This window comes from Streptomyces sp. NPDC056738 (assembly GCF_042790435.1).
Classification (GTDB): Bacteria; Actinomycetota; Actinomycetes; order Streptomycetales; family Streptomycetaceae; genus Streptomyces.
The window spans coordinates 292,968-307,778 of record NZ_JBHTZF010000001.1; the positions used below are offsets into that span (position 1 = coordinate 292,968).

At 71.1% G+C, this 14,811-nt stretch carries 15 protein-coding genes; 8 read left to right on the forward strand and 7 right to left on the reverse strand.

Annotated elements, in window-relative coordinates:
* Window positions 1-535 precede the first annotated feature (535 nt).
* Both ACFRIC_RS01110 and ACFRIC_RS01115 read left to right on the forward strand, forming a co-directional pair.
* Window positions 536-1,417 carry a phosphotransferase enzyme family protein gene (locus ACFRIC_RS01110; RefSeq protein WP_382778370.1) on the forward strand — a complete coding sequence of 294 codons (882 nt, stop codon included), beginning with the start codon at window positions 536-538 and terminating at the stop codon, window positions 1,415-1,417.
* Window positions 1,418-1,602: 185 nt separating this feature from the next.
* A complete protein-coding gene (locus ACFRIC_RS01115; protein ID WP_382778859.1) occupies window positions 1,603-3,369 on the forward strand; it encodes an ATP-binding cassette domain-containing protein in 1,767 nt (588 codons plus the stop codon).
* 166 nt (window positions 3,370-3,535) lie between these two features.
* Here ACFRIC_RS01115 and ACFRIC_RS01120 read toward each other — a convergent pair whose 3' ends face one another.
* A complete protein-coding gene (locus ACFRIC_RS01120; protein WP_382778371.1) occupies window positions 3,536-4,354 on the reverse strand; it encodes an SAM-dependent methyltransferase in 819 nt (272 codons plus the stop codon).
* Window positions 4,355-4,450: 96 nt separating this feature from the next.
* Complete coding sequence (locus tag ACFRIC_RS01125; protein ID WP_382778372.1) at window positions 4,451-4,972, reverse strand: hypothetical protein; 522 nt, start codon at window positions 4,970-4,972, stop codon at window positions 4,451-4,453.
* A gap of 214 nt (window positions 4,973-5,186) precedes the next feature.
* Between ACFRIC_RS01125 and ACFRIC_RS01130 the strand changes: the two genes are divergently transcribed.
* The gene (locus tag ACFRIC_RS01130) at window positions 5,187-6,008 is read left to right on the forward strand and encodes a hypothetical protein (protein WP_382778373.1); all 822 of its coding nucleotides are present in this window, start codon (window positions 5,187-5,189) and stop codon (window positions 6,006-6,008) included.
* Between the two features lie 83 nt (window positions 6,009-6,091).
* Here ACFRIC_RS01130 and ACFRIC_RS01135 read toward each other — a convergent pair whose 3' ends face one another.
* The gene (locus tag ACFRIC_RS01135) at window positions 6,092-6,601 is read right to left on the reverse strand and encodes a hypothetical protein (protein WP_382778374.1); all 510 of its coding nucleotides are present in this window, start codon (window positions 6,599-6,601) and stop codon (window positions 6,092-6,094) included.
* 166 nt (window positions 6,602-6,767) lie between these two features.
* Between ACFRIC_RS01135 and ACFRIC_RS01140 the strand changes: the two genes are divergently transcribed.
* The gene (locus tag ACFRIC_RS01140) at window positions 6,768-7,571 is read left to right on the forward strand and encodes an aminoglycoside 3'-phosphotransferase (RefSeq protein ID WP_382778375.1); all 804 of its coding nucleotides are present in this window, start codon (window positions 6,768-6,770) and stop codon (window positions 7,569-7,571) included.
* A 196-nt stretch (window positions 7,572-7,767) separates the two neighbouring features.
* Here the strand turns inward: ACFRIC_RS01140 and ACFRIC_RS01145 are convergent, their stop codons facing one another.
* From ACFRIC_RS01145 to ACFRIC_RS01155, 3 genes are all read right to left on the reverse strand, one after another.
* Window positions 7,768-7,890 carry a hypothetical protein gene (locus ACFRIC_RS01145; RefSeq protein WP_382778376.1) on the reverse strand — a complete coding sequence of 41 codons (123 nt, stop codon included), beginning with the start codon at window positions 7,888-7,890 and terminating at the stop codon, window positions 7,768-7,770.
* 343 nt (window positions 7,891-8,233) lie between these two features.
* Window positions 8,234-8,905, reverse strand: coding sequence for a transcriptional repressor LexA (gene lexA / locus ACFRIC_RS01150; protein ID WP_382778377.1), 672 nt, complete (start codon window positions 8,903-8,905; stop codon window positions 8,234-8,236).
* A gap of 145 nt (window positions 8,906-9,050) precedes the next feature.
* The gene (locus ACFRIC_RS01155) at window positions 9,051-9,239 is read right to left on the reverse strand and encodes a hypothetical protein (RefSeq protein ID WP_382778378.1); all 189 of its coding nucleotides are present in this window, start codon (window positions 9,237-9,239) and stop codon (window positions 9,051-9,053) included.
* Between the two features lie 99 nt (window positions 9,240-9,338).
* Between ACFRIC_RS01155 and ACFRIC_RS01160 the strand changes: the two genes are divergently transcribed.
* Complete coding sequence (locus tag ACFRIC_RS01160; RefSeq protein ID WP_382778379.1) at window positions 9,339-10,400, forward strand: LuxR C-terminal-related transcriptional regulator; 1,062 nt, start codon at window positions 9,339-9,341, stop codon at window positions 10,398-10,400.
* A gap of 111 nt (window positions 10,401-10,511) precedes the next feature.
* Here ACFRIC_RS01160 and ACFRIC_RS01165 read toward each other — a convergent pair whose 3' ends face one another.
* Window positions 10,512-12,410 carry a BTAD domain-containing putative transcriptional regulator gene (locus ACFRIC_RS01165; protein ID WP_382778380.1) on the reverse strand — a complete coding sequence of 633 codons (1,899 nt, stop codon included), beginning with the start codon at window positions 12,408-12,410 and terminating at the stop codon, window positions 10,512-10,514.
* 413 nt (window positions 12,411-12,823) lie between these two features.
* Here ACFRIC_RS01165 and ACFRIC_RS01170 point away from each other — a divergent pair, with 413 nt between their 5' ends.
* The 3 genes from ACFRIC_RS01170 to ACFRIC_RS01180 are packed head-to-tail and all read left to right on the forward strand — an operon-like array spanning window position 12,824 to window position 14,809.
* Entirely contained in the window at window positions 12,824-13,918 is a 1,095-nt protein-coding gene (locus tag ACFRIC_RS01170; RefSeq protein ID WP_382778381.1) for a radical SAM protein, read from the forward strand.
* The gene (locus ACFRIC_RS01175; RefSeq protein ID WP_382778382.1) at window positions 13,915-14,607 is read left to right on the forward strand and encodes an iron-containing redox enzyme family protein; all 693 of its coding nucleotides are present in this window, start codon (window positions 13,915-13,917) and stop codon (window positions 14,605-14,607) included. The genes ACFRIC_RS01170 and ACFRIC_RS01175 overlap by 4 nt, the downstream gene beginning before the upstream one ends.
* A complete protein-coding gene (locus ACFRIC_RS01180; RefSeq protein ID WP_382778383.1) occupies window positions 14,600-14,809 on the forward strand; it encodes an aroma-sacti cluster domain-containing protein in 210 nt (69 codons plus the stop codon). The genes ACFRIC_RS01175 and ACFRIC_RS01180 overlap by 8 nt, the downstream gene beginning before the upstream one ends.
* Window positions 14,810-14,811: the final 2 nt, after the last annotated feature.

Genomic DNA, 14,811 nt, shown 5'->3' on the forward strand with positions numbered 1-14,811 from the left:
CCTTTCTCCTGATTCCCTCCCAGGCCGTTCGGCCGTCTCGAGGACCGGTGCCCGACGCCGGATCGGCCGCTCGGATTGTCCGGATCCCGGCATCGCACCCGCCCGGTTGTCAGTGGCGTGACCCAGGGTTCCGTTCCTCGGCCCATCCACGTCCCACCGAGGAGACCGGTGCTTTCGACGCCCTCCCGCAATCCCCCGTTCGGGTCACGCCTTCGCCGCTGTCCCCTGGCCGAGTGAATCGAACGGGCGTCAGCGCAGCGCCCACTTGCCCGCGGCGCCGAATATCGAACCTGCGCTCGGACCATCGCCCGGTCCGCCCCGTATCGACCCCGTGACCAGCCGCGTTGTCCGGGGTGCTCCACCCGATCCCTACCGAGGAGAAATCCGTGAATCCCGTACGCTCCCTTCCCGCCGCCCACCCCGCGTTCGAAAATCCTCCCGCCGTCTGCGTCAAGCGCGTGGTGCACCAGCGCCCGGCGGACGCGCGCCGCGCCCCGTTCGCATCGGCATCACGACCGTCACCGAGGTGGGGGGCATGAGCGACGCGAAGGCACTCCCCACGGCTCTGCGCGGCTGGGCCGAGTGCGAGATCGGGGCCGTCGCCGAGGCCCGGGACGCTTCCCACCCGCGGCGGACATCCCGCGTGTGGGAGCTCGTACGCCGCGACGGCTGCCGGTTCTACCTGAAGCTCTCCCGCACGGCGCGGACGTATGAGAGGGAGACGTTCGCCCTGCGGCACGCTGTGCCCGCGCTGGGGGCCGGACGAGCGCCTCAGCTCCGGGCGTCCAGCGCCGAGCACTTGGCGCTGCTGACGACCGCCGTACCCGGCCGCCCGGTGCACGAACTCGCGCTCACGGCGGCCGAGGAGTACGAGGCGCACCGGCAGGCCGGTCTGCTCCTGGCCCGGCTGCACGTGGCCGGTGAACTGACCGGTCCCTGGCGTGCCGAGGCCGAAGGAGCACTGCGTTCGGCGGCGCAGGGCGTGGAGCGACGCCTGGAGGATGCCGGCGATCGACTGACGGAGGCGGAGTGCACTCTCGTACGTGCTCTGACCGAACAGCTCCGCTGGGTGGGGCCGTTGCCGCTCGGCTTCATCCACGGTGACGCCTGGCCCACGAATCTGGTCTGGTCGGGGCGGGTGGCCTGGGTCGACTTCGACCGGTCCCGATTCGCGCCCGTCGTCCAGGAGTTCGTCGCGTCGGCCTGCGGGGTGTGGGCCGACAGACCCAGGCTGCGCACCGCCTGCCTGAGCGGGTACGGACGTGAGCTGACACCGCAGGAGCTCCATGTGCTGAAGTTCCTGGCCGCCGTGGACGCGGTGAGCGCCCTGGACCGGAGCCGGAAGCACGACGATCCATGCCTCGCCGCACGCGGGCGTCGCACCCTTCACCGACTCATGACGGGAGTGTTCGCGTGAAGCGGCTCCGCGGAACCGACCGACAGCCCACGGCCACCGAGCCACAGGCCCTGTCAGCCCCCGGAACCGGGGCGGCGGCCGTTCCCGGCGCCCGTTCGGCGGCCCCTCAGCCCTCGGCTCCTCCCGAGCTGGACTACAACGGGCGCAAGCACCGCCGGGCCATGGACGACGCCACCTTGTGGGAGATGGCCCGCCGCATCCCGATGGCCCTCGCCCAGTCGGCCCGGCTGGCCTGGTCCGTCGACCGACGCATGACGATCACGATCCTCGTGTGCCAGGTGTTGTCCGGCCTCGGCACAGCGGTCATGCTCACCGCGGTCTCCAGGGCGCTGCCCCACCTCGCCACGGCCGACCCTCGCACCGGGCTCCGGCAGGCCTGGCCGGCCCTGACCGTCGCGGTCGTCGCGATGGCCGCCGGAGCGGGGATGTGGATCCTCGCGGACTGGGCGACCCGCCGTCTCAATCCGAAGATCGCCTCGGCCGCCGATCTCACCCTCGTCGATCTCCACATGAGAGCCGAGCTCTCGGCGTACGACACCGAAGGGTTCACCGACCGCAGCCAAGCCGCGGAGATCGGCGCGTTGCGCGCGGTCGACCTCGCCGACGACGCCAAGACGCTCACCAACGGCTTCGTCCAACTGGTGTCCGCCGCGACCGTCCTCACGTCCCTCCACCCTTTGCTCCTGGGCGTGTTGCTGCTGTCGGTCGTCCCGAGGGGCCTGGGCGGAGTCATCGCCGCGCGCATCGACTACCGCGTCCACGACCGCACCCTCTCCGCCCGCAACGTGCGCGGCATGATGCGCTGGTGGCTCACCACCTCCGAGCTCGCCGACGAACTGCGCGCCAACACGATGCGCCCGTACCTGCACTCCTGGTACCGGGCGATGTGCGACCGGGTCGAGGGACGCGAACTCCAGGGAGCTCGCCCGTACTTGCTGGTGACGCTCCTCGCGGCCTCCTTGGCGGGTCTGTTCACGCTCGGCATGTGGGCCTCCTTGGCGGCGCTCGCCATCTCGGGAGCCATGTCGACGGCGATCGCCGGGACCGCCGTCGTCGCCTCCCAGACGGCGGGCCGCGCCCTCAACTCGATCGTGCGCTACGGCGCGGTGATGTTCCACCACGGCCTCTACCTCAGCGACTACTACACCTTCGTCGACGAAGTCCGCTCCATGACCACCGCCCGCGGCAGCGCCCAGGCGAAGGCGCCGCGGCAGATCCGTCTGTGCGAGGCGGAGTTCACCTATCCGAACAAGGAGGCCCCTGCCCTGCACCCGGTCACCCTCACCCTCAACCGAGGCGAGGTCGTCGCGCTGGTCGGCGAGAACGGCGCCGGCAAGTCGACGTTGATCCGCCTGCTCACCGGACTGACCGTGCCGACCGGCGGAACCGTCCGGTGGGACGACACCGATCTCGCCACCGCCGACGCCGAGTCCGTCTGGCGGCACGTCGGCCTCGTCCCGCAGAAGAACGGGCACTGGCCGCTGCGTGCCCGGGAGAACATCACTCTGGGCCAGCCCCGTGAGCACGGCGACGAACGCGTCTGGGACGCCGCGGAACGCGTGGGGATGGCCAAGGCCCTGCAAGGGCTCCCGGATCGGCTCGACACCCTGCTGGCCCGCTCGGTATGGGGCGGACACGAACTGTCCGGCGGGCAGTGGCAACGTCTGGCCTGCGCGCGGGCGATGTACCGCGAGCCGGCCGTGCTCGTCCTGGACGAGCCGACCAGCGAGATGGACGCCCGCGGTGAGCACCTGATCTTCCGCGAGCTCCGCGCGATGGCCCCGGACCGGATCACGGTGGTCGTCACCCACCGTCTGGACAACGTGAGGATGGCCGACCGCGTCATCGTGCTCGACCGAGGACGCATCCGCGAGGAGGGCACGTTCGACGCCCTCGTCGCCACCGAGGGAAGCCTGTTGGGCGAGCTGTATGCGCTCGCCCAGGACCGCTGACTTCCCTCAGCCTCAGTCGGCGGGGCCGCGTGCGGACGCGGCCCCGCTCTTGACCCGCCGCGGGGGGCTGAGTCGGAGCCGTCGGTGCTGCTGTGTCCGGAGACAGTCCGGCACGGCGGCACCCGGCGCACGGACAGCGTGCTGTCGCCTGCTGTGTCTGCTGGCGTCAGGGCTTGCGGGCCATTCCCGCGGCGATGAGGTGCTCCCAGACGGTGAGTTCCCTTTCGCCGCCGTCGCTCCACGGGTTGTCGACCGCGGTGGGCCGCCACAGCGAGGCGGCCACGACTCCGGGGTCGAGGATCTCCAGGCCGTCCAGGAGGGACGCGATCTCCTCGTCGGTGCGCCAGCGGCCACGGCCGAACGTCTGCTGGAGGACTTTCTCCGCCTCGGCCGTCTCCGGGTTGTTGCCGGAACGGAAGTGGCTGACGAAGAAGTAGCTTCCGGAGGGGACGCGGTCGCGCCAGAAGCGGACGATCGCGGCGGGGTCCTCCTCGTCGTTGACGTGATGGAGGATGGCGCTGAACACGACGGCAACCGGGCGGTCGAAGTCGATCATCTCCCGGGTCTCGGGGTGGTTGTAGACGGCTTCGGGGTCACGGACGTCCGCTTCGATGACCCGGGTCCGGTCGTTCTCCTCCAGCAAGGCGCGTCCGTGGACGAGCACTTGGGGGTCTATGTCGACGTACACCACGCGGGACTCGGGCGTATGACGCTGCGCGACCTGGTGCACGTTGTCGGCGGTCGGCAGACCGCTGCCCAGGTCGATGAACTGGGTCACCTCGGTGGTCGTGGCGATCTCCGCGACCGCCCGGGTCAACGCGGACCGGTTCGCGAAGGCGATCGCCACGGAGCCGGGGAGGTCGCGTTTGAACACGTCGCCGATCTCCCGGTCCACGGCGTAGTTGTCCTTGCCGCCCAGCAGGTAGTCGTAAACACGCGCAATGCTGGGCTTGGTCGCGTCGATCGAGGTGCCTTCGCTCGTCATGAAGACCATTTTTCCCTGCGAAGGAACCCGCTGCCCAGCACTTTGGACCATCGAACTGGCAAGATCTGCCCTTTCGTTCGGCCCGTCGGCCGCGATTCAGTCGTCGGCCGCGACGAGGAGCGTGATCTGCCCGGCCGAGCGGTCGATGAGCACGAACTCGTGAAACTCGGTGTGCACACCGCCCCAGTCGTGGAACGACTCTTCACCGAGCTCACGCAGATGGTAAATGCGCTCGGCTGCCGCCAGCCGCTCGAATACCGCGCGCTCCAGATCCGCCGCCAGGGCAGCGGGAGCGTCCCCGAACTGGTTCGCCCACTCCCGCAGGATGCGGTCACTCGTCTCACGGCCGACGGATTCGTACACCTCGGGGGCCATCGCGCTCAGCCAGTACGGGCCGTGCCGGAGCCCCTCCGGCTGTACTCCACCGCCGGCGTAGTCGTCCCGAAACTGTTCATGCGCGATGAGTGTGGCAAGGAGCGCCCGGTCCTCGACGGACTCCGCAGGAAGCCGCAGACGCTTGATATCGACCCACCTGAAGGCATGGGACCCCGAGTCCGCGAACTTGTAGTGACGAAAGTTGATGAAGGTACTGTCCTCGTGGGTGAGCTCGTTCTGCACGTCTCACAGCCTAGGCATCCATGCACGTGACCCAGGACCCGGGACCTGTCAGTCACATCCTGGTCACCCGGGTACATCGCGCCTGGTCACCGGGGGCGGAGCAGCGCCCACTGCCGATCTCTGGATGATCTAGAGTTTCGGCGGCGGGCAGCAGGCCCGCCGCTCAGGTATTCGATTTCAGGGGTGGGGATTGATCACTGCAAAGTCTGCTGCTGTGCAGCGGAAGAGACCGGCGGCCGTTCGGCGCGTGGCCGCCGTGGCGGTGTCCGGGGGCATGGCGCTCGTGGGCATGGGTCTCACGGCGCCTGCCGCGCACGCGGCCGAAGGCGACATCTCGTTCTCGAACGTCGTCATCAACAACGGCAAGCCCATCGTCGTCGGTACCAGTGCCGAGGTCGAGGTCCCGTTGACGTACACGGTGAAGAGCAACGTGGCGCTCGACGACTGGTGGGTCGAGGCGTACCGCAGCAACGGCTCCACCAAGTACCTGCTCGCCATCTCCACGACCCAGTGGAGCTGCAGGACATCCTCCGCGGGGGGCTACACCTACCGCGACTGCGACGAGACGATGACGATCGACCCGGACGGCATGCCGGGCGGCAACGGCGGCCACCTCGTCAACAGCGACGCCGCCGTGTGGAAGACCCTCGGCACGGGCATCAAGAAGAACGGTGGTTACGACACCGATCTCCTGTCCGCGACGGTCCGCCTCCAGCGTGCCTCGCGCATCCAGAGCACGAACGCGTCCCCGGAACCCGTCGCCAAGGGCAAGGCGATCACCGTCACCGGCACCGTGCAGCACGCCAACTGGAGTCAGCACCGCTACGACAACTACGGCGGCCGACTGGTGAAGCTGCAGTTCAAGCCCGCCGGTTCCAGCGCCTACGCGACGGTCAAGACGGTCACCGCCGACAGCGCCGGTCACCTGAAGACCACCGTGACGGCCTCCCAGGACGGCACCTGGCGCTGGAGCTACGGCGGCAACACCACCACCGGTGCCAGCAACTCCTCCGGCGACTTCGTCGACGTGACCTGAGAGCCCGAACCACGGTCACCACGCCGAACCGCACCAGCGAAGGCCCCGCTCCGGCGGGGCCTTCCGCGTGCCGATGGGCACGTTCAGGTCGGTGTATCCGTGGGTCCGGTCGGGGCCGCCGGACGCCGGACCAGCCGCAGCGCCTCGGCTGTGACCTCGGCGTCGATCTGCGCCAGCGTTCGGTCGCCGTACTCGAGGGTGTCGTAGTCGTCGTCCAGTCCGGCGAGCGTCTCGACAAGGGGCAGCTCGTGTCCGAAGCGCGAGTGGATCCGGAACGCCAGCTCGCGCGGAGTCATCTCCCCGGCCAGCATCCGGGCGGCGAGGGCCCGTACTGCGGCCTCCTGTCCGGCGACACTGCCCGCCGAGTAGAACGTGAGCCCCAGTTCATCGAGTGCCGGGGGCAGGAGATCGGGGACGTCGTAGTCCGCCTCCCCGCGCGTGCAAGCGGCCAAGATCCGCAGGGCGGGAGTGTCGAGGCCGGCGACGAGCGCTTCACAGGCGGCGGCGACGACATCGGCTGCGCGGATCTCGCCCATGCTCCAAAGAACGGCACGATCCTGAAGCTCGCGGGCGGCTGGTTCGGTCGACGACATCTGTGCATGGTGCCTCAACGAGAGGTGTAGGTGCCCCTGCAATATGGCCGGCACCCCAGGGTTCCGCAGTGACGAGCCTGTCACGTGTCACGGCGGCTTCGGCGGTCGCACGCGCGCACGCGTAAACCGTTCGCCTCCCACCGGCCCTTCTGGCGAGACTGTGCTGATGACAGCCAGCGCGCCCACAGGACATGTCGAGGCTCCACGCATCGTCACCGAGTTCGCAAAGGGACGCCCCACACGGGCCGTGTGGCGGAACGAGCTCGGTGGGCTGACGTTCCAGGTCGGCTCGGGGCATACGCGGCAGTTCGTGAAGTGGACGCCGGCCGGCAGCGGAATCGATCTCGCGGACGAGACGGCACGGCTGCGGTGGGCGGCGCCGTTCACCGTGGTGCCGCGCGTGCTCGGTGAGGGGGCCGACCCCTCGGGGTCCTGGATCATCACCCAGGGGCTCCCAGGGCGGATGGCGGTCGACGATCGCTGGAAGCGGGACCCCGGCACCGCCGTACGCGCGATCGGCTCCGGGCTGCGGGCCCTCCACGACGCCCTGCCCGTCGCGGACTGCCCGTTCGACTGGTCCGCCGACCTGCGGCTGGAGCGGGCGCGGTCGCGAGCGGCGGCCGGCCGGACGCACCCGGCGGACTGGCATGAAGACGTGCAGAGCTTCGGCACGGTCGAGCGCGCACTCGGCGCCCTCGCCGACATTCCGTCCGTCGACCGGCTCGTGGTGTGCCACGGGGACGCCTGCGCTCCCAACACCCTCGTCGGTGCGGACGGCACGTGCAGCGGACACGTCGACCTGGGCGCGCTCGGTCTCGCGGACCGTTGGGCCGACCTCGCGATCGCCACGTGGAGTACGCAGTGGAACTACGGTCCGGGCTGGGAAGAGCCGCTGCTCGACGCCTACGGGATCGAGCCGGACCTGGAACGGATCATGTACTACCGGCTGTTGTGGGAACTGTCGGACTGAGCAACGGGTCCGCCGCCGAATCCGGGTACGGGACGATCCGGGGCCGGGTCACTCCCGGGTCGGGACATTCCGGGATCGGGACGTGCTGGGATCGGGACGCTATGGGATCGGGACACTCCAGGCCGTCGCCCGCCACCTGCCCGGGCCCCCGGCCACCAACCGCCTCCCCGCCCACACCGACGGCCAAGCCCGGTCGTCAGCACACGTCGTGCCGGAAGACGTTCTCCGGGCAGTGCGTGACCCGGTCGCCGTCACCGTCCGCGAACCGCGCCCCATAGGTGAAGGAGAGCACCAGGAGGCCGAGCAGGCCCAGGACCATGACGCTACGAGGGATCCGACCACCCGGGCGGGGCCGCGACGAGTGGCCCCTGCGCCGCAGGCGGTCTTCCAGCCACCGACCGCGCTCCGATGACGTCGGCCTCCGCGCATCAGCCGGGACGGCGGCCGACGCGCCAGACGGCGCTCCGGATGTCCGGCCGCATGAATGCGTGCTCGCGGACTGGGTCTCGCGACCCGGCACGTCCACCACTTCCTCATGGCAGACCGTGCAGACGTACGAAGTCATGCGCCCCCCTGATGTCCGGCCCAGGGTACCCAACGGCCCCCGCCGGGGCCGGTGTTGCCGCATCCGCCCGGTCGGCGATGGCCAGGACCGGACACAGCTAGAGCAGACGCAGAACCCCGACCACCTTGCCGAGGATGCGGGCGCCGTCGCCGGGGATCGGGGCGAAGGACGAGTTGCGTGGCATCAGCCAGACCTGGCCGTCCTGGCGGTGCAGGACCTTGACGGTGGCCTCGTCCTCCAGCAGTGCGGCGACGATGTCTCCGTGTTCGGCGCTGTCCTGCTTGCGCACGGTCACGATGTCGCCGTCGCAGATGGCCGCGTCGATCATGCTGTCGCCGGACACGGTCAAAGCGAACAGTTCACCCTCGCCGACCACCTGGCGGGGCAGGGAGTAGACGTCCTCGACCATCTCGTCGGCGAGCAGCGGCGCACCGGCGGCGATCCGTCCGACCAGCGGCACCTGGGCCGGCTCCGAGCTGCGGGTGGCGAGGTCGGGTGCCCAGGAAGGGCGTACCCGGTAGGCGCGCGGGCGGTGGGGGTCGCGGTAGAGGACTCCCTTGTTCTCCAGCGCGCCCAGTTGGTGCGAGACCGAGCTGGTGCTGGACAGCTCCACGGCCTGACCGATCTCCCGCATCGACGGCGGGTAGCCCTGCCGGGCGACGGCCTCGGTGATGTAGCGGACGATCGCCGCCTGGCGAGCGGTCAGCTCACCTTCGACGGCTTGCACGCCCGGGGGTCGTCCCCGGCGTACTGGCGCACTGTTCTCCATCCCCGGGCCCCTCCGTGTCAAGATCCTCGCGGAACCTGACTTTAACCCGCCATCCAGTGCATACGGAACGCCGGGAGGGGAATTCCGAGCCGCGGTGACGCGAAACAGGCTTCCCGGTCCTGTCGGCTCCCGAGGACGGGGGTCCTCACCAGTGCGGTGTCGGCACGCTCGGTGAGCCGTCGTCGCCCTCGCGCACGGGACGCGGAGGCTCGTCGAGGATCTCGCGGGCCGTGGTTCCCTCGCCGCCGGCTCGACGCTGCCGGCCCCGCACCCAGTTGCCGAGCGGGGTGAAGCGTGCGAAGAGCAGGACGAATGCGCCTTTGGCCGGTTTCACAGTGATTCCTTCCAAGTGGGTCTGGGAAACTCCGTCGCACATCTGAACAATGGACACAGCAGCGAGCCACTGTGGTCTTCTGGCTGATGAGGGGGTCGGGTGGGCGGCATCGGTGAGGACGGCGCGGTTCCGGACATTCGTACGACGGCGGGGTGGCCGTCGCACGAGACGCAGTTGTCCGAGGACGCCGTCCGGGTGTTCCGGTGGGTGAGCGACCAGGGGTCGTGCGACGCCGGGACGCTGGGCGCGGGGCTCGGGCTGCCGGAGAGCCGGGCGGCCTCGGCGGTGGCGACCCTGACCGAACTCCTGCTGCTGCGCCGGCTGCCCGGGAACCCCGACCAGTTCGTGGCGGTGGCGCCGGACGCGGCCCTGGCCGCGCTGGTCGCGCCCAGGGAGGCGGGGTTGCGCCGGCAGCTCGCCGAGATCGATCGGCTGCGGGCAGAGCTTTCCCTCCTGGCGCCGTTCTATGCGGAAGGCCGGCGGCAGTGGCAGGGGCGGGCACCGCTGACGGAGGTCACGGACCTGAAGACGGTCGTGGGAATGATCACCGAGGCGACCATGCGCTGCCGGAAGGAGGTCCGCACCTGCCATCCCGGCGGCGGCCGCTCCCCCGCGCTCCTTGAGCAGGCGTTCATACAGGACCGCGACATGCTGCGCCGGGGCATCCGCATGCGCACGCTGTACCAGCACACGGCCCGATACCACCTGCCCACCCAGGAATACGCACGGCGCATGACGGACGAGGGCGCCGAGATCAGGACACTGAGCGAACTGTTCGGCCGCATGGTCGCCTTCGACGGGGAGACCGTGTTCATTCCGCACCAGGACGACCTGGACGCGGCGATCGTCATCCAGGAGCCGTCCACGGTCTCCTATCTCTGCGCGACCTTCGATCACGCCTGGTCCCTGGCCGAGCCCTATCACCCGGCCTGGACGGAGAGTTCGGCGCGGGACGAGGTGAAGCAGGCCATCGTGCGGCTGCTCGCCGAGGGCATGAAGGACGAGATGGTGGCGCGGCGGCTGGGGATGTCGCTGCGCACCTGCCGCAAGCACATCGCCGAGATCATGGAGCAGTTGGGCGCGGCCAGCCGCTTCCAGGCCGGGTATCTCGCCCGGGTGCAGTCCTCCGGTCCGGCCTCGGCGGCCACGGGCGGGGCCTGAGCGCCCCGCCGGTGTGTGCCTCGGACGGCTGCGGGCCGGACGACTCTGAGGCGGGTACGGGACTGAGGCGTGGCCGCGAAGTCTCGCCCTCCCTGCGTCGCCCGGCACGCCTCAGCACCGCTCTCCTGACGTGGCCGCCTGTTCTCGCGCGAACAGCAGGGTCAGCCAGGGAAGTTCGTAGCGCATCTCCTCCGGAGCCGCGGCCAGGTGCGCGGTCACCTCGGGCAGGGAGGGCGGGGGCAGCACGCCGACGTCGATCAGTTCCTCCAGGGAGCGTTGCGCGGCCCGTCCGTCGGTGCCCAGGGCACGGGCGGCGGCGGGGAGGGCGAAGGACGCGTCCGGCAGTGCGGCCAGTGCGTTGAGCGAGTCGCGGGCGGGGGCGGGCAGTCGGGACCAGGCGCCGGCGAGCCGGGCGCGGACCCCGAGGCCCCCGGACGCGAGTTCGTCCAGCGCCTCCTGAGGATGTTCGAGGCGGTCCGCGTACTGGCCGAGCGGCATGTGGCGCAGCACGGACAGGCGGTTTCCGGCCGCTCGCAGGGCGAACGGGAGGTGTCCCGCGGCGGCGACGATCCGTACGGCCGCGGTGTGCTCGGCGGTCAGCCGGGTCCGTCCGACGATCGCCCCGAGCAGGTCCAGGCTTTCCTCGCACGACAGGGGCGGCAGTTCGACCCGGTGCGCGGACTCCAGACGGGGCAGGCGTTCGCGGGAGGTGACCAGTGCGGCGGCGGTGCCCGCGGGCGGCAGCAGTGGGCCGACCGCGGTGGCGTCGGGGGCGTCGTCCAGGAGGAGCAGGATGCGGCGGCCGGACAGCCAGGAGCGCCAGACGGTGGCGGCCTCCTCCCGGTCGGCGGGCAGCCGCTCGGCGCAGCCGAGGGCGCGGGCCAGCTCCGTCAGCACCGACGCCCAGGGGCGCGTCGAGCCGTCCTCGGCGCACAGCCGGGTGGCGACCACTCCGTCCGGGAAGTGCGCGGCGAGGCGATGCGCGGCGTGTACGGCGAAGGCGGTCTTGCCGGCGCCGACCGCGCCGGTGATCAGGACCGGGGGGCCGCCCTCGGTCTCCAACCGGGCGCAGACGGCGTCCAGTTCCTCGGTCCGCCCGGTGAAGTCGGCGAGGTCCGGCGGGAGGAGCAGCCGTGCCCCGGTGGTGCCGCCGCGCGGGCGGGGCGGGGCCATGTCGTCCAGGAGGGAGCGGTAGGCGCGTTGCAGCGCCGCGCCCGGTTCCAGGCCCAGTTCCCTGGACAGCCGCTGACGGCAGTCGTCGTAGGCGGCCAGTGCCTCGGTTCTGCGGCCGACGTGGTGCAGCGCGGTGAGCTGGGCGGCGCGCAGCCGTTCGCGCAGCGGGTGGCGGCTCACCATGTCGTCCACGGTGTCCGCGACCGGGCCCGGGTCGCCGATCTCGAGCTGTGCTTCCGCCCATGCCTCGTAGACGGCCAGCCGCCGGGCACGCCGGCGTTCGACGGCGGCGCGCAGGACGTCGGCACGGGGGGCCAGGTCGCTGAAGGGGTCGTGGCGCCACAGGTCGAGCGCCTGGCGGTACGTACGGGCCGCGTGGCTGGGGGCGCCCGCGCGTGCCTCGGTGTCGCCGTGCCGGGCGAGTTCGTCGAAGCGGAGGGTGTCGCATTCCTGTGCGGTGAGGTGCAGTACGTAGCCGCCGGGACCGTGGCTCAGCCGGCCGAGGTCGTCGGGGTCGAGTACGCGGCGCAGGGTCGACACGTACGCCTGGAGGTTCTTGCGGGCCGTGCGGGGCGGGTCGTCGGGCCAGACGGCGTCGGTGAGTTCCTCGACCGACACCGGGGCGTTGGGGCGGGTGAGCAGGACGGCCAGGACGAGGCGCTGCTTCAGCGGCCCGAGCGCGAGCGGCACGCCGCCGCGGGTGGCCCGCAGGGGGCCGAGGAGGGTCAGTCGTAAGAGGGGGGAGGCGGCGGATTCCCCGCCGATGCCGTCGGCCGGCTCTCGCGGAATTCCGGGATCCGACGCCACGCCGCGGCTTTCCGTGAGGGCATCAGCCATGTCGGCCTCTCAGCCCCTTCCCCAGCCGGTGTCGGGGTCTTCGGAGTTCTGACAGAGGAAAGGAATTCTGTGCACGAAAGCCTCCGAGGAGCCGCAGGGGGTGAGGGAATCCGTGAGGAGCCGTGAACCTTCGGGAATTCGCTCGAATTCCTTCGGCCTTCACAGGATGCGCACGGGCCGGTTCCGGGGCCATGGACTCGAGGATGGCTCAAGGTGCATGCAGCAACGCACCCGCCGGGACGGAAGGCGAATAAGGGAACAAAACGCACTGAATCCAGCGAGCGTGACCAGCCCGTCGCCGTGACCGCTCGAGCCCGCTCCGCGTACCGGCCTCGAACCGCCCGCGAACCGCGACCGAACCGGTGCCGCGCACGCTGGGCCCGCACGTCCCGGTGGCCTACGGAGGTGACGAGATGCGACTGGCCGAGATCATCGCGCTGCGTCCGCTGCCGGCGGCCGGGCTCCTCGCCACGCTCACCAGGCGCTGCCCGCTGAGCTGCGCGCACTGCTCCACCTCGTCGGGGCCGCGCGGCGAGGACACGCCGGCCCGGGCGCTGCGCCGTTTCGTCGGCGGTTTCACCGCCGAGGACCGTCCGGAAGTCCTCATGCTCACGGGTGGCGAGCCGCTGCTGCGGCCCGCGCTCGTGGCCGACCTCGCGGCGCTCGCGGCGGCGGCCGGTACGCGGACGTCGGTCCTCAGCGGCATGTTCTTCGCCGCCGACGGCCGGGTGCCCGCGCGCATCCTGGGCGCGCTTCGGAACGTCGACCACTTCTCGGCGAGCATCGACGTGTTCCATGAACGTGAAGTTCCGCGTGCCGGGGTCTTTCGCGCGATGCACCGCATCAGGGAAAGCGGAATCGCCGTGAGTTTCCACGTGGCGGGCACCGACCAGGACGCGGCCTATCTCGCGGACATCACCGCGTCCATTCGTTCGGAATTTGACGACCAAGCGGCCGTTCTCGTGAATCACATACGACCCGTGGGGCGGGCGGCGGGCTGGGCGGCCGCGCGGACCGTGCCGCTCCGGGGTGCCGAGCCCCCCGGTCCCCTCCGGGGCACCGGGCCCGAAGGTGCCTCCGCGACACCGACCGCACCGTGCGCGATGGCGGCCTGGCCGACCGTGGCCTTCGACGGCACCGTCGCGGCCTGCTGCAACCAGCGGGTGGTGGACGGCCGCCCCGTACCCGAGCACCTGCGCCTCGGCCACATCGCGCGGGACGACTGGGCCGCGATACGGCGCCGGTGCGTGGAGTCTCCGGTGCTGCGCACCATCCGTACCGCCGGAGTCGGGTCGTGCGCGGACTGCCGCAGCCTGGCCCGGCGTCCGGCGGCTCTGGAGGCGGCGGAACGGTCCGGAGCGCGCCCCGCCGCGGGCGCGATGGACCTGCTCGGCGCCCGCCTCCAGCACGACGCCGGAGCCGCGTCACTGCTGCGACGGTACGGAAGCGACCGGTACGCACCACTCGTCCTGCTCGGCGGTCCGGGAGACGAGGAGGAGTCCGCGTGAGCACGTACGCCGTCGCGAGTCTGCGCCTCGAACTCTCCCTCGTGGAACCGGTGTTGCGGGCAGCATCCGCCCGCATGTGGCGTTCCGACCCGAGACTCCCCGGCCGCTACCGGCGCTACCTGCGTGCCATGCACCAGGTGATCCGCGCCTCCGTTCCGCTGTTGGAGCGGGCCGCCGCCCGCTGCGAGGCGCTGTCCGGGGACCCGGTGGCACGGACCCTCGCTCCCTACCTGCGGACGCATGCCGAGGAGGAACGAGGGCACGACGACTGGCTGCTCGCCGACGCGGCGGCGACCGGGGCGTCGCCGGACGAGCTGACCGGCACCGCGCCGCCGCCCCAGGTGGCCGCCCTGGTCGGCGCTCAGTACTACTGGCTCGAGCACAGCCATCCGGTCGCCCTGCTCGGCTACATCGCGGTACTGGAGGGCAACGCGCCCGCGCCCGGACTGGCCGACCGCCTGGCCCGCGAGACCGGACTGCCGGACGACGCGTTCGAGACCGTACGCCTCCACGCGGACCTCGACGACGGGCACAGCGCCGACCTGGACCGGCTGTTGGGGCGGCTGCCCCTGGACGCCGCGCAGCGTTCCCTGGTCGCCGTCAGCGCGCTGCACACGGTCGCCTCCCTCGCCGAGCTGTTCGACCGCATCACCGCGGCACCAACCGAATGGGAGAGCACCGATGACTGACTCCGCACCCGATCACGACCGTCTCCGCGCGCTGGAGGACGCCGGGTTCCCGCTGCACAGCCTCTCCCCCGAACAGCGAGAGGTGCTCCAGGACCTCAGCGCGCAGGAGTTGACCCTGCTGCTGGACCTGAAGCATCGGCTGGACGCGGCCGAGCCGGAGGTGCAGGCACACAGCGAGATCGCCGGCGGAGCGCTGTTCTGATG

Excerpts from the sequence above, each read along its gene's own strand:
- ACFRIC_RS01170 (WP_382778381.1), top strand. The coding sequence starts at position 12,824 with ATGCGACTGGCCGAGATCATCGCGCTGCGTCCGCTGCCGGCGGCCGGG.
- ACFRIC_RS01110 (WP_382778370.1), top strand. The coding sequence starts at position 536 with ATGAGCGACGCGAAGGCACTCCCCACGGCTCTGCGCGGCTGGGCCGAG.
- ACFRIC_RS01180 (WP_382778383.1), top strand. The coding sequence starts at position 14,600 with ATGACTGACTCCGCACCCGATCACGACCGTCTCCGCGCGCTGGAGGAC.
- lexA (WP_382778377.1), bottom strand. The coding sequence starts at position 8,905 with ATGGAGAACAGTGCGCCAGTACGCCGGGGACGACCCCCGGGCGTGCAA.
- ACFRIC_RS01165 (WP_382778380.1), bottom strand. The coding sequence starts at position 12,410 with ATGGCTGATGCCCTCACGGAAAGCCGCGGCGTGGCGTCGGATCCCGGA.
- ACFRIC_RS01135 (WP_382778374.1), bottom strand. The coding sequence starts at position 6,601 with ATGTCGTCGACCGAACCAGCCGCCCGCGAGCTTCAGGATCGTGCCGTT.
- ACFRIC_RS01115 (WP_382778859.1), top strand. The coding sequence starts at position 1,603 with ATGGCCCGCCGCATCCCGATGGCCCTCGCCCAGTCGGCCCGGCTGGCC.
- ACFRIC_RS01145 (WP_382778376.1), bottom strand. The coding sequence starts at position 7,890 with ATGGTCCTGGGCCTGCTCGGCCTCCTGGTGCTCTCCTTCACCTATGGG.
- ACFRIC_RS01120 (WP_382778371.1), bottom strand. The coding sequence starts at position 4,354 with ATGACGAGCGAAGGCACCTCGATCGACGCGACCAAGCCCAGCATTGCG.
- ACFRIC_RS01140 (WP_382778375.1), top strand. The coding sequence starts at position 6,768 with ATGACAGCCAGCGCGCCCACAGGACATGTCGAGGCTCCACGCATCGTC.